The 16,744-nt window shown below is 57.7% G+C and carries 15 protein-coding genes; 13 read left to right on the top strand and 2 right to left on the bottom strand.

Annotated elements, in window-relative coordinates:
• Positions 1-15 precede the first annotated feature (15 nt).
• The 6 genes from AC2FIM_RS01175 (at position 16) to AC2FIM_RS01150 (ending at position 7,903) form a co-directional block, all read left to right on the top strand.
• Entirely contained in the window at positions 16-2,433 is a 2,418-nt protein-coding gene (locus tag AC2FIM_RS01175) for a GcvT family protein (protein ID WP_496707845.1), read from the top strand.
• 31 nt (positions 2,434-2,464) lie between these two features.
• Complete coding sequence (locus AC2FIM_RS01170; RefSeq protein ID WP_142634260.1) at positions 2,465-3,064, top strand: nucleotidyltransferase family protein; 600 nt, start codon at positions 2,465-2,467, stop codon at positions 3,062-3,064.
• Positions 3,065-3,817: 753 nt separating this feature from the next.
• Positions 3,818-5,254, top strand: coding sequence for a Do family serine endopeptidase (locus AC2FIM_RS01165; protein ID WP_496707846.1), 1,437 nt, complete (start codon positions 3,818-3,820; stop codon positions 5,252-5,254).
• Between the two features lie 183 nt (positions 5,255-5,437).
• Positions 5,438-6,118, top strand: coding sequence for a response regulator transcription factor (locus AC2FIM_RS01160; RefSeq protein WP_142634264.1), 681 nt, complete (start codon positions 5,438-5,440; stop codon positions 6,116-6,118).
• Entirely contained in the window at positions 6,111-7,481 is a 1,371-nt protein-coding gene (locus tag AC2FIM_RS01155; protein WP_271946675.1) for a sensor histidine kinase, read from the top strand. The genes AC2FIM_RS01160 and AC2FIM_RS01155 overlap by 8 nt, the downstream gene beginning before the upstream one ends.
• Before the next feature lie 74 nt (positions 7,482-7,555).
• Positions 7,556-7,903, top strand: a complete 348-nt coding sequence (locus tag AC2FIM_RS01150) for a TfoX/Sxy family protein (RefSeq protein ID WP_496677805.1) — start codon at positions 7,556-7,558, stop codon at positions 7,901-7,903.
• A gap of 54 nt (positions 7,904-7,957) precedes the next feature.
• Here AC2FIM_RS01150 and ndk read toward each other — a convergent pair whose 3' ends face one another.
• Together ndk and AC2FIM_RS01140 are read right to left on the bottom strand one after the other, a co-directional pair.
• The gene (gene ndk, locus AC2FIM_RS01145; RefSeq protein ID WP_142634270.1) at positions 7,958-8,380 is read right to left on the bottom strand and encodes a nucleoside-diphosphate kinase; all 423 of its coding nucleotides are present in this window, start codon (positions 8,378-8,380) and stop codon (positions 7,958-7,960) included.
• A gap of 117 nt (positions 8,381-8,497) precedes the next feature.
• Entirely contained in the window at positions 8,498-9,700 is a 1,203-nt protein-coding gene (locus AC2FIM_RS01140; protein WP_271946668.1) for a multidrug effflux MFS transporter, read from the bottom strand.
• A gap of 106 nt (positions 9,701-9,806) precedes the next feature.
• On the opposite strand from AC2FIM_RS01140, the gene AC2FIM_RS01135 reads away from it, so the two are divergent.
• From AC2FIM_RS01135 to AC2FIM_RS01105, 7 genes are all read left to right on the top strand, one after another.
• A complete protein-coding gene (locus AC2FIM_RS01135; protein ID WP_496707848.1) occupies positions 9,807-11,660 on the top strand; it encodes an ABC-F family ATP-binding cassette domain-containing protein in 1,854 nt (617 codons plus the stop codon).
• On the top strand, positions 11,657-12,277 hold the full coding sequence (locus AC2FIM_RS01130) for a MarC family protein (protein ID WP_142634274.1): 621 nt from the start codon (positions 11,657-11,659) through the stop codon (positions 12,275-12,277). Before AC2FIM_RS01135 ends, AC2FIM_RS01130 begins: the two co-directional genes overlap by 4 nt.
• A gap of 40 nt (positions 12,278-12,317) precedes the next feature.
• The gene (locus AC2FIM_RS01125) at positions 12,318-12,899 is read left to right on the top strand and encodes a retropepsin-like aspartic protease family protein (RefSeq protein WP_271946661.1); all 582 of its coding nucleotides are present in this window, start codon (positions 12,318-12,320) and stop codon (positions 12,897-12,899) included.
• 48 nt (positions 12,900-12,947) lie between these two features.
• Complete coding sequence (locus tag AC2FIM_RS01120) at positions 12,948-13,574, top strand: ImuA family protein (RefSeq protein WP_271946659.1); 627 nt, start codon at positions 12,948-12,950, stop codon at positions 13,572-13,574.
• Between the two features lie 61 nt (positions 13,575-13,635).
• Positions 13,636-14,850, top strand: coding sequence for an MFS transporter (locus tag AC2FIM_RS01115; RefSeq protein WP_271946656.1), 1,215 nt, complete (start codon positions 13,636-13,638; stop codon positions 14,848-14,850).
• The gene (locus AC2FIM_RS01110) at positions 14,847-15,443 is read left to right on the top strand and encodes a YceI family protein (protein WP_271946653.1); all 597 of its coding nucleotides are present in this window, start codon (positions 14,847-14,849) and stop codon (positions 15,441-15,443) included. The genes AC2FIM_RS01115 and AC2FIM_RS01110 overlap by 4 nt, the downstream gene beginning before the upstream one ends.
• A 70-nt stretch (positions 15,444-15,513) precedes the next feature.
• Positions 15,514-16,737, top strand: coding sequence for an MFS transporter (locus tag AC2FIM_RS01105; RefSeq protein WP_496677779.1), 1,224 nt, complete (start codon positions 15,514-15,516; stop codon positions 16,735-16,737).
• Positions 16,738-16,744: the final 7 nt, after the last annotated feature.

Here is a 16,744-nt window from a genome sequence, read left to right as displayed (position 1 = left end):
AGGGGAGTCTGTGACGTGAAGACAACAACTCAGGTAGCTGTAATCGGTGGCGGCGTTGTCGGGTGTTCGGTTCTTTATCACCTGACCAAGCTGGGCTGGTCGGATGTGATGCTGCTGGAGCGGTCCGAATTGACCAGTGGCTCGACCTGGCACGCGGCGGGTGGTTTCCACACATTGAACGGCGACACTAATATGGCCGCACTGCAAGGCTATACGATCCGGCTGTATAAAGAGCTGGAAGAGATCACCGGCATGTCCTGTGGCCTGCACCACATTGGCGGCATAACGTTGGCCGACGACCGCGACCGGTTTGACATGCTCCTGGCCGAACGTGCCAAGCACCGCTTTATGGGGTTAGAGACCGAAATCGTAGGCCCTGAAGAGATAAGGAAAATCGCACCGATCACCAATACCGACGGCATCATCGGCGCGCTCTATGATCCGCTGGACGGGCATCTTGATCCGTCCGGAACCACCCATGCCTATGCCAAAGCGGCGCGGATGGGCGGCGCAACAATCGAAACCCATTGCATGGTGCACGAAACAAATCAGCGCCCCGATGGCACTTGGGATGTGGTCACCAACAAGGGCACGATTCACACCGAACATGTGGTCAACGCTGGTGGGCTCTGGGCGCGCGAGGTTGGCGCCATGGCCGGTGTCTATTTCCCGCTGCATCCGATGGAACATCAGTACCTGGTCACCGACTCGATCCCCCAAATCGAGGCAATTATCGACGCAGGCGGCGAACATCCCCATGTCATGGATCCCGCCGGCGAAAGCTATCTGCGGCAAGAGGGACGCGGTCTGTGCATCGGCTTTTATGAACAAACCTGCAGGCCCTGGGCTGTCGACGGCACCTCGTGGGATTTCGGTCACGAGCTTCTTCCCGATGATTTCGATAAGATCACCGATAGTATTGAATTCGCCTATCGCCGCTTTCCTGTTCTGGCCGAGGCTGGTGTGAAATCGGTGATCCACGGGCCGTTTACCTTTGCACCGGACGGCAATCCTCTGGTCGGGCCGGTTCCGGGGTTGCGCAACTATTGGTCGGCCTGCGGCGTGATGGCCGGGTTCAGCCAGGGCGGCGGCGTTGGTCTGACACTGGCGCAATGGATGATAGAAGGCGAGCCCGAGCGCGACGTCTTTGCGATGGACGTGGCGCGGTTCGGGGATTGGATCAGCCCGGGCTATACCCGTCCAAAGGTCATCGAGAACTATCAGAAGCGGTTCAGCGTCTCTTATCCGAACGAGGAATTGCCGGCAGCCCGCCCAGCCCGCACAACGCCGATGTATGATATCTTTACCGATCTTGGTGCTGTGTGGGGTCAGCAATACGGGCTTGAGGTGCCCAATTACTTTGCCCAAGGGGATGAACCGGGCTATGAAACGCCCTCGTTCCGCCGATCCAACGCATTCGATGCCACCGGGCGCGAAGTTCGGGCCGTGCGATCAGGTGTTGGCATCAACGAAGTGCACAATTTTGGCAAATACCGCATTGCTGGACCTGCTGCCCGCGATTGGCTGGATCGGATCATGGCGGGTCGAATCCCGAAACCGGGCCGCGTGTCGCTAACCCCGATGCTATCACCAAAGGGCAAGCTGATCGGTGATTTTACCGTTTCCTGTCTTGATGAGACCGAGTTCCGTCTGACCGCCTCCTACGGCTCTCAGGCGTTTCACATGCGCTGGTTCCTGCAAAATGCGCAGAATGGCGTGACTGTCGAAAACATCAGCGATCGGCAGAACGGGTTCCAGATCGCCGGTCCAAAAGCCACGCAGGTTCTGGCGGCCTGCACCCGTGATGACCTGAGCGGATTTCGGTTCCTCGATCTGCGCCGCATGACCGTTGGGATGACCGACTGCATCGTCCAGCGCGTCAGCTATACCGGCGATTTGGGGTACGAGATCTACTGCGATCCCATGGCACAAAGGCAGTTGTGGTGGACCTTATGGCAGGCCGGGCAAGAACGCGGCATCGTTCCATTTGGCATGCGCGCGATGATGAGCCTGCGTCTGGACAAGTTCTTTGGATCCTGGATGCGAGAATTCTCGCCTGATTACACAGCCGCGGAAACCGGTCTGGATCGGTTCATTTCATTCTCTAAGAACGCCGATTTCATTGGCCGCGCAGCTGCCGAGGCTGAACGCGCCTCTGGCCCTGCCCGTCGACTGGTTGCGTTCGAGGTTGATGCCGAGGACGCTGATGTCAACGCGTATGAGCCGGTTTGGCTGGGCGGAAAGGTCGCCGGGTTTTGCACTTCGGGTGGCTATTCACACTATGCAGGCAAGTCCTTTGCCATGGGGTTTCTACCAACAGACCGCGCTGCGGACGGGCTGGAAGTAGAAATCGAAATACTTGGCCAGTTGTGCAAGGCACGCGTGATCTCAGAACCGTTATTCGACGCCGATGGCGCGCGTATGAGGGGATGACACTGCTTTCATACGTCTGCATTGTCGGCGCATGACGCAAATACCCATCATCCTTCTGGCCGCCGGACAATCCCGGCGTATGCGAGGCGCAGATAAGCTGCTGCAAGAAATTGATGGCTGCCCGCTGCTGCTCCGTTCCGCCCAGACAGCACGGGCCGCATCGTCGGTTATTGTTGCCCTGCCGTCCAAGCCTCATCCCAGGTACGACGTGTTGCAGGGGCTGGACCTGCATCTGGTCGAAATCGCAGATGCGGAGGAAGGTATGAATGCCAGCTTACGAGGGGCTCTGTCCGCAGTTGGGCAAGAGGCCGAAGCCGTCATGGTTCTGCTAGCTGACCTGCCTGAAATCACTCTGGATGACCTTCAGACGCTGATCAAGGCAACTAAGGCGTATCCGGATAAGCTGATCTGGCGCGGGTCGACCGCGTCAGGACAGCCTGGCCACCCTGTGATCTTCAGCCGTCTCCTGTTCGATCAGATCAGCCGCCTGACCGGAGACGAAGGCGCACAATCTGTGGTTCGGGACCATCCGGACAAGGTCCATCTATGTGTGCTCCCCGGCCAACATGCCGTGCTGGATCTGGACACGCCCGAAGCATGGGATATCTGGACCAAAAATCGCAACAGTTAAAACGAGTACGGCCCGGTCAATGAAGACCGGGCCGGTTACCCAATTAAGGACTACCACTTTTCACTGATCCTGAAAGCGCGTCCAGAACACACTAGGCATTCCGAATATTCCGCAACCGAACCTAAACAAGACCCCCTCGTTAACATGCCGCTCAGCGCTTCCAGAGACTGTGACAAGCCGTTGGCACCCCCTAGTGCCGCCGACTTCCCTTCGCTTGGGCAAGACCATCGTCACCTATCAGATGCTCTCAAACAACGTAAAATTGGCCTAAACTTGCATTTTCTGATGTATCAGTTTGGTTTTTACGCAACATTTCTCTCAATGTGTTTCTACTATAGGTTGTTCGTCCGAGAAAATCTAAATGCAAGTACACTCCATTTATCACAGACCATATATATAACATGTTCATAATATGATATGTTTCCGGCAAATTCAGCCTATGACATCAGATCAACTCACAACCAATGGCTGTGTCATGAATCCATCAATTTCTGAGCGCTCGCTTTGTTTATCAAACAGATTTAATTCAACTAAAATCATCATTTGACTGCCGAACAGGCAACAATCCACCGATTCTCACCTTATGATTCGGAAGATTTCCGCGAATCTTTGCCACCCGACGCCGGGATAGAGCCTCTCGTTTGTGGCAAAATTAAGATTTATTAACCAACCAATCAGGAAAGTCACAGACTGATGCAGCATCTCTTGATCCAAGGCGCGGCCAGTGTCGCGTGCTTCAATCAGGAGACCAAAATGAGCATCCGTAAATCCTCTCTTCTTATGCCACGCACATCAAACTGGCTAGGCGTCTCAGCGCTGAGTGCGGCATTGTTGGCGACGACTGCCCTGCCCTCGAAAGCTGACGAAGCGCTGGCTGATTTAGTTGAGAGCGTGTCACCTTCTGTCGTGACCATCATCGCGGAACAAAACGCCGCCAAGGGCCCGAAAAATGGACAGCAGTTTGATTTCGAAGGCCAACCATTCGGTGAATTCTTCAAACGCTTTGGCGTGCCTGAAGGGTTCGATGCCCCCCGTCGTGGTCCTTCTCAGGGTTTGGGGTCAGGTTTTGTGCTGGATGAAGCCGGGTACATCATTACGAACCATCACGTGGTCGACGATGCCGCGACCGTGACCGTGCGCCTGAATGATGACCGAACTTTTGAGGCTGAGGTGATCGGTACCGACCCGTTGACCGATATCGCGGTTCTCAAGATCGACGCGGGCGAGCCACTTCAGGCCGTAGAGCTTGGCAATAGCGATGTAATCCGTGTGGGCGAGGATGTCGTCGCCATCGGGAACCCGTTTGGCCTCAGCTCGACCGTGACGACCGGGATTGTATCGGCCAAGGACCGCAATATTTCGCAGGGACCTTATGCCGAGTTCATCCAGACGGATGCGGCCATCAACAAAGGCAATTCCGGTGGCCCGCTGTTCAACATGGATGGTGAGGTTATCGGCGTGAACTCGGCCATCTATTCCCCGAGCGGTGGGTCGGTCGGGTTAGGTTTTGCCGTCACGTCGAACATTGTGGACCATATTGCCGCGGATCTGCGCGATGATGGCCAGGTCAGCCGCGGTTGGCTGGGTGTGTCAATCCAGAATGTCAGCCCTCAGATCGCTGCGGCGATGGGAATTGATGCCTCAAACGGCGCATTGGTTTCGGACGTTGTTGCCAACAGCCCTGCCGAAGGCATCCTGGAACAGGGCGACGTCATCCTGACCTTTAACGGCGAACCCGTCGCGTCCAGCAGCGACCTGCCGATCCTTGTCGGAACTACCAAGGTTGGAACAGAAAGCACGCTTACGGTTTTGCGCAACGGCAGTGAGCAAGACATAAAGTTGACGATTGGACAGCATCAGTCCGCATCGGCCAAAATTGACAAGTCAGTGGATGAAGGCATTTCGGGCACCGCCCTGGGCGTCACCGTTGCACCACTAACAGAAACCAACCGTGCGGAACTGGGCATGGCCGAGAATATTGACGGTGTGATCGTCACGGACCTGAAACCGGACAGCCCTGCAGCCAAAGCCGGTCTTCAGCGTGGCGACGTGATCGTGAAGCTGGGCAACCAGGATACGGCCACTCCTGACGCGCTGAAAGACGCGCTGGACAGCGAAAAAACCGATCCCGCGCTTGTCCTGATCAACCGTGGCGGCAACCAGATCTTTGTTGCGGTGGAAATCGCCTGATCGAACACCTGCGCGCGCCACGTGATGGGGAGATCTGGCGGGCGCCTCTCTGGCATGATTGAATTGTCCGCAATCTGCCGGAGCAGCCGGGTGCGCAACGACGCACCCGGCATCTAAACTGGTCAAATCTTGTACTTTGTTTGAAAAATTGTGTTTAAGTTCCGGTAGAAAGGATTTCAGATCATGAGCCGACGCCTGTTGATCGTTGAAGATGATGAAGACACCCGGGAATTCATAGCAAAAGGGTTCAGCGAGGAAGGATATGTCGTCGAACAGGCCGCGGATGGGCGCGAAGGGCTGTATCACGCCACAGATGGTGGCTTTGACGCCATCGTTCTGGACCGAATGCTGCCCGGTCTAGACGGCCTGTCACTGATCAAATCCATGCGCGCAGCGGGTCTGAAAACTCCGGTTCTGATGTTAACCGCAATGAGCGCGGTCGATGAGAGAGTCAAAGGCCTGAGGGCCGGTGCAGATGATTATCTGGTCAAACCGTTCTCTTTTCAGGAACTGCATGCGCGGATCGAAGCTCTGTTAAGACGCCCGCAGGAATCTGAGGAAAACCCAACCCTGACCTGCCGCGATCTGGATATGGATTTGCTGACCCGCAAAGTCACCCGCAACGGGCGAGAGATTACCCTGACACCGCGTGAATTTCAGATTTTGGAATTCTTCCTGAGACGCAAGAACCGCGTAGTGTCACGCACCATGTTGCTGGAAGGTGTCTGGGATTATCATTTCGACCCGAACACCAATGTGGTTGACGTCCATATCTCGAAACTGCGCCGCCAATTGGATGAAGGCGGAGAGATCCCGTTGATTGAAACAGTCCGGGGCGCAGGTTACATGATATCTGATGGATAACCTACGGCTTTCGTTCAATAATTCCAGAACGCGTTTGGTTCTGGCCAGCATGGTTCTGAGCACATTGCTGACAGCCACCGTGCTGGCCCTTGTCTATGTCACCGCAAATCGCAGTATCGAAAGCGAAACCCGCTCGGTGGTTTCCGCGGAATTGACCGGTCTGGCCGATGAATACGAAAGGCGCGGGCTCATCGGTTTGCTGACAGCCATCGAACGCCGTATTCCCACCGCCTCTGAACGGGATGCCCTCTATTTGTTGACCGACCGCAACGGGACGAAATTGGCTGGCAACCTGAGACAATGGCCCGATGACATCACTGCCGGAAGTGGTTGGGTCCAACTAGAGCTGCGACGCTCGGACAGCGAACAGCTGGTGCCAATCTCGGCTGCATCCATTCGTCTGCCGGGCGGAGAACGCCTGCTTGTCGGGCGGGATGCGCTGGCACGACAGCAGTTTGACCGTGTTCTTTTACGCTCGGTCGGCTTCGCGCTGGCAATCGCGCTGGCGCTGAGCGTCCTGACAGGCTGGCTGTTTACCAGGCTCGTCTTTTCGCGCCTGTCTGACATCGCCTCGACCGCAGAAAATATCGTTTCAGGCGACCTGTCGCGCAGGATGCCCTTGCGCGGGACCGGTGATGAATTCGATCAGGTTTCAGGTACGCTCAATACGATGCTGGACCGGATCGAGGAGTTGGTCAGCAATCTACGGACGACCTCGAATTCGATCGCGCATGATCTACGCTCTCCTTTGTCGCGGTTGAAACAGCGGGTCGAATCCCTGTCAGATAGCCGCAAATCCGAACAGGATCGCGAAATCGACATCGCGCGCGCGACGACCGAGGTTGATCATGTCCTGCGGGTACTGGGCCAACTGACTGAGATTTCGCGTGCCGAAGCAGGTGTCGGGCGAGAGCAGTTCGAAGATGTCGACCTTAAGCAACTCGTGGCGGACGTGGTCGAGCTCTATGATCCGGTTGCCACGGATCAGGGCGTAACACTTGAAGTTACAGGGTCAACTGCCCCCCTTCCCGGCCACCGCCCCCTTTTGTCTCAGGCACTGTCCAACCTGTTAGAAAATGCGCTGCGATACGCGCCTGATGGTTCGACCATCACGATCAATATTGCGGATGACGGCCTGTATACCAACCTCAGCGTGCGAGATCACGGCCCCGGTGTACCACAGGACGATCTGGCCCGTCTGCAGATGCCCTTTGTGACACTCGATCCCGCCCGGACCGAGCGCAATGCAGGTCTGGGCCTGGCTTTGGTCGCAGCGATATCGCATATGCACAAAGGCATGTTCGACGCCCGCAACTGTGATCCGGGCCTTGAAGCCACTATTCGTCTGTCGCGCAAACCCTGATCCGGTGATCATGAACCGCAAAGGTAAAAAAGGATCGGGTGACAGTAATTCTGACACCGGTTAAAACGTCGATTATGTCTGACCCGATCTCAACTATCCGTAATCTCGGCCCGGCCTATGAACAGGCTTGCGCGCGCGCCGGTATCCACTCGGCCCAGCAACTGCGCGAGATAGGCCCCGACGCGGCCTATGCAAAACTCTTGCAGGCAGGATCGCGCCCTCATTTCATCGGCTATTATGTTTTGGTGATGGGGCTGCAAGGCCGCCCCTGGAACGATTGCAAAGGCGAAGAGAAAAAAGCCCTGCGGCAAAGGTTCGACGCAATCAAAGCCAGCAACGGTACTGCGCCGCAGACGAAGATGATTGCCGACTTGGATGCGATCGGCGTCCGGGTATCTTCGGACGACTTGAAACCCGCATAGAAAAAGCCGCCCCCGACCCCGGGAGCGGCTTTATAGGCTTGATCTTAAAGCAGATTAGCCGACCAGTTCGATGCCCGAGAAGAAATAGGCGATCTCAACCGCTGCGGTTTCCGGTGCGTCTGAACCGTGGACCGAGTTCTCGCCAACCGATTCAGCGAACTCGGCGCGGATGGTGCCGGGGGCCGCATCTGCGGGGTTGGTTGCGCCCATGACTTCGCGGTTCTTGGCAATGGCGCCTTCGCCTTCCAGAACCTGTACAATAACCGGCTCGGACGACATGAATTCGCACAGTTCGTCATAGAACGGGCGCTCGGCATGGACGTCATAGAACTTGCCAGCTTGTGCTTTGGTCATGTGAATGCGCTTTTGCGCAACGATGCGCAGACCGGCCTCTTCAAACTTGGCGTTGATCTTGCCAGTCAGGTTGCGGCGGGTTGCATCGGGTTTGATGATCGAGAATGTGCGTTCCAGTGCCATGTCGGCCTCTCCTTAAAAATAGGGCGCGGGGCCCGCGCCGAAATCCATCGCGGGCCGCGTATCATGGTCTGTAGCTTATGAAAAGTGTTATGATGCCCTGCTCCGGCGCTTTGCCGGTCACAATGTGCTGGGCAACGGGTCCAGACTGTCGATCCGACGAACATAGAGCACGGCCAGAAGGCCGATAAAGCTACACCCGCACATCATGCCAAGCACAAGAAAAGGTCCGTTTTCAGGGCTGACAAAGGCGCCGGTGATCGTCGTCAGAACCGCCCCCAGCGCAACGATCATTGCACCTGACAGGCCCGCCGCGCTGCCTGCCAGTTTGGGACGAACCGACATCACGCCCGACGATGCATTGGCGTTGGTCAGTCCATTGCCGAAACCGACACAGATGGCTGAGCCGAAAAAGACCCAAACCGTACCAAGCCCGACCCAAAACAGAAGCAGCCCGCAAAGCGGCCCTGCCGTGGCCACATTCCGCCCTATCAGGATCATCGTTGTTAACTGCGTCCGCGCCGCCAATCGGCCGGTAACAAAATTCCCGACCATGAACCCGCCGGTGATAATGCCGATCCCAAGACCCAGCATCGCGGGGCTCAGATCAAACCAAGCAGCTGCAACCAACGGTGCACCGGTGATAAAACTGAAAAAACCACCGATCGAAAACGCCGCGCATAGGGCATAACCCCAAAACCTTCGGGCGCGGAACAGATGCGGATATTCCTTCAGCTGCGCCGCGAATGTTGGGGCGCGGTTTATATTGGTCTCTCCCATATCAAACCACAGCAAAGCCAGCAGACCGGTGCCAAGTAAGGAATACAGAACAAACCCCGAGCGCCAGCCAAACAGCATGTCCAACGCGCCGCCCAACATCGGTCCCAGCATTGGCGCCAGCGCCATAGCCATTGCGACATAGCCCAGCTTGCTGGCCGCCTCGTTGGGGGGATAGCGGTCGCGGATTGAGGCGCTGGACAGCACAGACCCGGCGACGACCACAGCCTGAATGAGGCGAAAACCCAGAAACACCCAGATTGACCCAGCCAGCACGCAGCCGATGGATGCGACCACGAAGATCGACATGCAGATCAACAGGACCGGCCTGCGCCCATATCGATCCGACAGAGGACCCATAATCAGTTGCAGCACAGCAGAAACCGCCAGATATCCCGCAACCGCCAGATTCATAAGGCCGTAATCCACCTGAAAGTCCACGCTCATATGCGCCAGCGATGGCAGGAACATATTCAGCGTCAGCACCGACAACGCCGTGGCAAAGACCAGCGTGACCAACGACGGAGGTGTTCGGGCTGTATGCATGATGGAACCGTGTGAAAACTTCAGGCAAAACAGCGCTAACACATTGAATGCCGGTTGAACATGCAAGCTGCTGGCGGCGGCATAACGGCTCTGCTAAGAGCAGCATATGTTACGGATTCAAGACATCACCTATGCCGTTGAAGGCCGCCCTTTGTTCGAGGGCGCAAGCGCAACCATCCCCGATGGCCACAAGGTTGGACTAGTGGGGCGCAATGGCACCGGCAAGACCACCCTGTTTCGCTTGATCCGGGGGGTACTGGCGCTGGAATCGGGCAGTATCGCTGTCCCGAAACGGGCGCGTATTGGTGGCGTGGCGCAAGAGGTGCCCTCGTCCGATGCCTCACTGATCAATACCGTTCTGGCCGCCGATACCGAGCGCAGCGCGTTGATGACTGAAGCCGATAGTGCCACGGACCCCGGACGCATCGCCGATATTCAGACCCGGCTGGCCGATATCGACGCCTGGTCGGCCGAAGCGCGCGCAGCCTCGATCCTCAAGGGGTTGGGGTTCGATGACGAGGATCAGTTGAAACCCTGTTCGGACTTTTCCGGCGGCTGGCGCATGCGCGTCGCGCTAGCAGCGGTACTGTTCTCGCAGCCTGATCTGTTGCTGCTGGACGAACCGACCAACTATCTGGATCTGGAAGGCGCTCTGTGGCTGGAAAGCTATCTGGCGAAATACCCGCACACGGTGATCATCATCAGCCATGACCGCGAGTTGCTGAACCGCGCTGTGGGGTCAATCCTGCATCTGGAAGATCGCAAGCTGACCTATTACGCGGTGCCTTACGATAAATTCGCGGAACGCCGCGCCGAACGTCTGGCACAGGCGGAATCGGAAAACACCAAGGCCAAGGCGCGCATCGCGCATCTGCAAAGCTTCGTGGATCGCTTTCGCTATAAGGCGTCTAAAGCAGTTCAGGCCCAGTCGCGCCTGAAGATGATCGAACGCATTCAGTTGGTCTCGACCCCGCAAGAGGCTGCTCTGCGCGCTTTTTCCTTCCCCGAACCCGAAGAACTGTCGCCCCCGATCATTCAGATCGAAGGCGGTGTGACGGGATACGGCGAGACCGAGGTGCTGCGCAGACTGAACCTGCGCATTGATCAGGATGACCGTATCGCGCTGCTGGGCAAGAACGGTCAGGGCAAATCGACCCTGTCCAAGTTGCTGTCTGATCGTCTGCCGTTGATGGCTGGCAAGATGAGCCGCAGCACCAAGCTCCGCATAGGCTATTTTGCACAGCATCAGGTGGATGAGCTGCATGTGGACGAGACGCCCTTGGATCATCTGCGCCGATTGCGCCCGAATGAAGCACCGGGCAAGTGGCGCTCGCGTTTGGCCGGGTTTGGATTGAATGCCGATCAGGCAGAAACCAAGGTCGGGCGGCTGTCCGGCGGTCAAAAGGCGCGTCTGTCGCTGCTGCTTGCCACCATCGACGCCCCGCATATGCTGATTCTGGACGAACCGACCAACCATCTGGACATCGAAAGCCGCGAGGCGCTGGTTGAGGCATTGACCGCCTATTCCGGAGCCGTAGTGCTGGTCAGTCATGACATGCACCTACTGTCGCTGGTGGCGGACCACCTCTGGCTGGTCTCGGACGGATCCGTCAAACAGTTTGACGGGGATCTGGAATCCTATCGGTCCCTACTGCTGGGCCGCGACAAACCTGTTAAGGAAAAGCCGCTGACGGCCAAGCACAAACGCCCATCGCGCGAGGCGGTTCTGAACCTGCGCGCCGATCTGCGCAAATGCGAGGAACGGATCGAGAAATTGACGGATATGCACGAAAAGCTCTCGGCCAAACTGGCGGACCCCAGTTTGTATGAAGACGACAAGATCAACGACCTGGCGACCTGGAACCGGAAATTTGCCGAGGTGGTCGAGGCAATGCAAAAAGCCGAAGCGCTTTGGGTGGTTGCGGCAGAGCGGTTGGAACAGGCAGAGACCGCAGCATGATGGATACAGCCTTTCTCATAACCTCGTTTACAACATTGCTTGTGGTCATTGATCCGCCAGCACAAACGCCGATCTTTGTGGCCCTGACACAAGGCATGGATCGGCATGCGCGTTATACAATAGCGGTGCGCGCCTGTCTGACGGCGGCTGGGATTCTGGCCATGTTCGCCGCATTCGGCGAGGCGGTTCTGGGCTTTATTGGCATCTCGATGGAGGCGTTCCGCGTTGCGGGCGGCGTTCTGTTGTTCCTCACAGCGCTGGACATGCTGTTCGAACGGCGCACCAAGCGGCGCGAAAACAGCGCCGAAGAAGAAGAGCATCCTGATCCTTCGGTATTTCCGTTGGGTATTCCCCTGATTGCAGGACCCGGCGCGATTGCCACAATGATCCTGCTGGCCGGGCAGCATCCGGGCATAGAGGGTCTGGCCGTGGTGATCGGCATGATGCTGATCGTAGTGGCGATGGTGTTCGTCACCTACCTGTCTTCAGGCGCGGTGGCACGAATTCTGGGCAAGACCGGGCTGAATGTGCTGACTCGCCTGTTGGGCATGCTGCTGGCGGCCTTGTCAGTTCAGTTTATCTTGGATGGGCTAAAAGCCTTTGGATTTGCGTCATAAATCCCCATATTGGATTCGAGTGACGCAGTAAGGTAGCGGTATGGACGGCGACAGCATTGCAAATCTGGCCTATCTTGGATTGTTGGGCGCAGCGGTCGTGGCCTGGTTTATCTCTCAGAACCGGCAAAGCCTGAACAAAACGTTGCAACAGGCTCTGGCCTGGGTGTTTATTTTTATCGGCATCATTGCCGCCTATGGACTATGGGGCGATATCCGCAGCACTGTGGGCCCTGCCCCGCAGATGACCGTGACCGGCGAAATCATCGAAGTGCCGCGCGCCTATGACGGGCATTACTATCTACCGGTTCTGGTCAACGGAGAGCCCATCACCTTTTTGGTCGATACCGGCGCCAGCCAGATTGTGTTGAACGAGGCGGATGCCAGACGCATCGGTGTTGACCCCGATCAGCTGAACTATTTCGGGCGGGCCCTGACGGCCAATGGCGAGGTGCGCACCGCCCCGATACGGCTGGACAGCCTTGAACTGGGGCCGATCACGGATCGCAATGTCTCGGCCTGGGTGAATGAAGGTGCGCTGGATCAGTCCTTGCTGGGCATGGATTACCTGCACCGGTTCTCGAATATTCAATTCGCGGATGGGCGTCTGATCCTGTCGCGCTGATGCCCTCTCGATATTGAGAACATAATAAGAACATGCTAGAGTAATAGCATGTCCACACATCTTCTTGGCCGCAAACCCGCACGACAAATGGCAGGGCTGAATCTCCATCCGCAGATCACCCTGCAACTGGCCCGCGTGCACGAGGCCTGCGGCCCCGCCCGGCGCAGCTTTGCCATGTGGTTGGCCGGTCAGGCACAGGGGCCGGTGTTGTGGATTTCCCCCGCGTGGGAGGCAAGCCAGTTGCACCCAGGCGGGATGATGGCCTTTGCCGATCCTGCTCGGTTCCTGTTTGCCCGCCCCAACCATGCCGAGGACCTGCTGTGGTGCATGGAAGAAGCGTTGCGCAGCGGGGCAACCCCACTGGTGATCTGCGATCTGCCCGAGGCGCCCGGCCTGACGCCGGTCCGACGGATGCATCTGGCCGCGGAACAAGGCGGCACGATGGGGCCAGCCCCGCTTGGCCTGTTACTGACCCCTGGCGATGGCGGCGCACAGGGGGTTGAAACCCGCTGGCACATGGCTGCGGATCATCACGCCGGGGTTCCCTGCTGGACCCTGACCCGCCGTCGCGCCCGCGCCCTACCCCCGGTCAGCTGGCAGGCCACCCAGACCAAGCCACATGCCGGGCTGAACCTGACGCGGATCAAGGCCCAAGATGTGTATTGGGGTGAATAAGTTACGCGCCTCACGGCACTTGTGACTAGCCAAGTGCCACATCCAACCCTAGCGTTCCGGTATGAGCCATCCAATCCATGACAGCCGCTATTCTTGGCTTCGCCTTCTGATCACCCTCGCAATCGCTACGGTGGCGAATGTGGGCATGTGGGCGGTAATCGTCGTGATGCCCGCGATCGAGGCGCAATTCAGCGCCGGTCGGGCCGAAGCCTCATTTCCCTATGTCTTGTCGATGATCGGGTTTGCACTGGGGAACATGTGGCTGGGGCAGCTGGTTGATCGGTTGGGCGTGACCAAGGCACTGATCGGTGCCGCCCTTCTGAGCGCGGTCAGCTATCTGTTGGCAACATGGGCGCCGAATATGCTGCTCTTGTCACTGGCCCATCTGCTGTTGGGGCTGGGCACGGCTGTTGGTTTTGGCCCTCTGATCGCAGATATCTCACACTGGTTCATGAAACGCCGCGGGATTGCGGTGGCGTTGGTTGCCAGCGGAAACTACCTGTCCGGGGCGATCTGGCCAACGCTTCTGTCAGGCATCCTTGCACGTGAGGGATGGCAGCAGGTCTATCTGACGCTGGCGGTCATAACGCTGCTCGTTGTCATCCCCCTGTCTCTGCTGCTGCGCCGGCAAGTCCCGATCGAGGCCCATCAGACCGCCGCCGCCAATGCGCAGATCAACGCGCGCAGCGTGGGAATATCGCCGCGCAGCTTGCAATACGTTCTTGGTCTGGCCGGAATCGGCTGTTGCGTGGCCATGTCGATGCCGCAGGTCCATATCGTGTCCTACTGCGTCGGGCTCGGATATGGCCCGGCGGTCGGGGCCGAGATGCTCTCGCTGATGTTGCTGGGCGGCGTGGTCAGCCGAGTGATCTCGGGGTTGGTCGCCGACAAGCTGGGCGGGTTGATGACATTGCTGGTCGGCTCTTTCCTGCAATGTATCGCCCTATTTCTGTTCCTGCCCTATGACGGGATGGCCTCACTTTACATTATCAGCCTCATGTTCGGTCTGGCGCAGGGCGGCATTGTCCCCAGCTATGCGCTGGTCGTACGTGAATATATGCCCCCGCAAGAGGCCGGAGCACGCGTTGGCTTTGTCATGATGATGACCATCATGGGCATGGCACTGGGCGGATGGATGTCCGGGTGGATTTACGACTTAACCGGAAATTATCAACTGGCCTTTATCAATGGCATCCTCTGGAACGGGCTGAACATCGTTATCCTGCTGATGTTGCTAAGGCGATCGCGGCCCCGCAGGCAGGAGGTCATGATATGACCCAACTGACAAGGCGCGCTGTACTGTCCGGGTTGACCGCCCTGCCATTTGCGCGCCCGGCTCTGGCCGGGTTGCGTCCCTATGAACTGGTCCGCAATGGCACTTCCGTAGATTTTACGTTCGAGCTGTCCGGCATCACACAGTCCGGAACCATGCCGATACGATCCGCAGATATCCGAATTGACATGACCGACCTGGCCAACAGCCGGGTGGATGTCTCGCTAAACGTCGCCAAGGCGCGCACCAACCTGCCCTTCGCCCGCAAACCGATGCTCAGCGCTGGGGTTCTGGACGCCACAGGATTTCCCACAATTCATTTCACCTCGACCGATATTCAGCTTGGCAACGGTGGACGTATCTCGAACGGGGCCGAGATCACAGGAGATCTAACCTTGCGTGGCGTAACGCGACCAATCACATTGCGCGCCAATATTTTTCGCCCGCCCGGCAGCGCCCGAGACAACTTGAATAACCTCTCCATCCAACTCAGCGGTTCACTGAACCGTCACGAATTTGGCGCCTCGGGTTATTCCGACCTCGTAAAGGAAACTGTTGGCCTTGATATCCGGGCCAAGATCAAAAAGACTGGATAGATCAAAAACGACGCCACAAAGTCGATAAGCCGCGCGCACCGCGCTGGAAATATCGCAATCTGAGCCCATCATGCGCACGATCATTTCCTTTGCCGCCCTATTTCTTTCCGTCATTCTGCTTCAACTGTCCACCGGTGGCGTTGGCCCGCTGGATGCGATTTCCGGCCTGACCCTGAATTTCACCACCGGGCAAATTGGTCTGTTGGGCTCGGCCCATTTCGTTGGCTTCTTTGTGGGATGCTGGTGGGCCCCGCGCCTGATGGGAAGCGTCGGCCATTCGCGGGCATTTGCCGTTTGCACAGCTTTGGGCGCAATGGGGTTGCTGGGGCACACCCTGACGGACAACGCTTATATCTGGGCGGCCCTTCGGATCGCGTCAGGCGCCTGTGTCGCCGGGTGCTACACAGTGATCGAGGCCTGGCTGAACGCAAAAGTCACGAATGAGACGCGCGGGCGCGCCATGGGCACCTATCGCATCGTCGATATGGGCGCGTCCCTCTGCGCCCAGCTGATCATCGCAGTTCTGCCACCAGCATCATATGTCTCGTATAACTTGCTGGCGATCCTGTGCTGCGCTGCCCTGTTGCCACTGACCCTGACGCGCGCCAGCCAGCCCGAAACGCCCGACGCCCCGCGGCTGCGCCCGAAACTGGCCTGGAACAGCTCTCCTCTGGCGGTGGCCGGGGTGGTGGTTGCTGCGTTAAGCTCGGCGTCCTTTCGGATGGTTGGCCCTGTTTACGGGCAAGAGGTTGGGCTTGGTGTCGATCAGATCGCGTTTTTCCTGGCGTCTTTCGTGCTGGGCGGCGCGTTGGCGCAATATCCGATGGGATGGCTAGCCGATAAATACGACAGGCGCTGGGTACTGATCTGGCTTTCGGTAGCCGCCGTCCTCAGCTGCGGTGTGACCATGGCCGCCAGCAACACCGGGACCGTTGGTGTTATGTTGTCTGCAAGTTTGTTCGGCTTTACGACCTTCCCAATATTCTCGGTCTCGTCTGCGCATGCCAACGACTTTGCGACAACCGAACAAAGGGTCGAGCTGTCGGCCGCCCTGATGTTCTGGTATGCGCTGGGTGCGATTGCCTCGCCTTATCTGTCATCCACACTTATTCAGTCCTTCGGGCCCGGCGCGCTTTTCGCCTTTGTGGCACTTGGCCACGTCTTCCTGATCATCTTTGGACTGGCGCGGATGCGCTCACGTCCGACCCCCGAAGAGCGCACCAACTATGTCTATTCGCCACGAACTTCTTTTACTATCGGGCGCCTGTTGAAACGGTCGCGCGAGAAGCAGTAAAAAGGGC

The organism is Ruegeria sp. CDSC052 (genome assembly GCF_059610685.1).
Note: the sequence above shows the minus strand (reverse complement) of the source record. Positions and strands in the feature narration are given on the sequence as shown.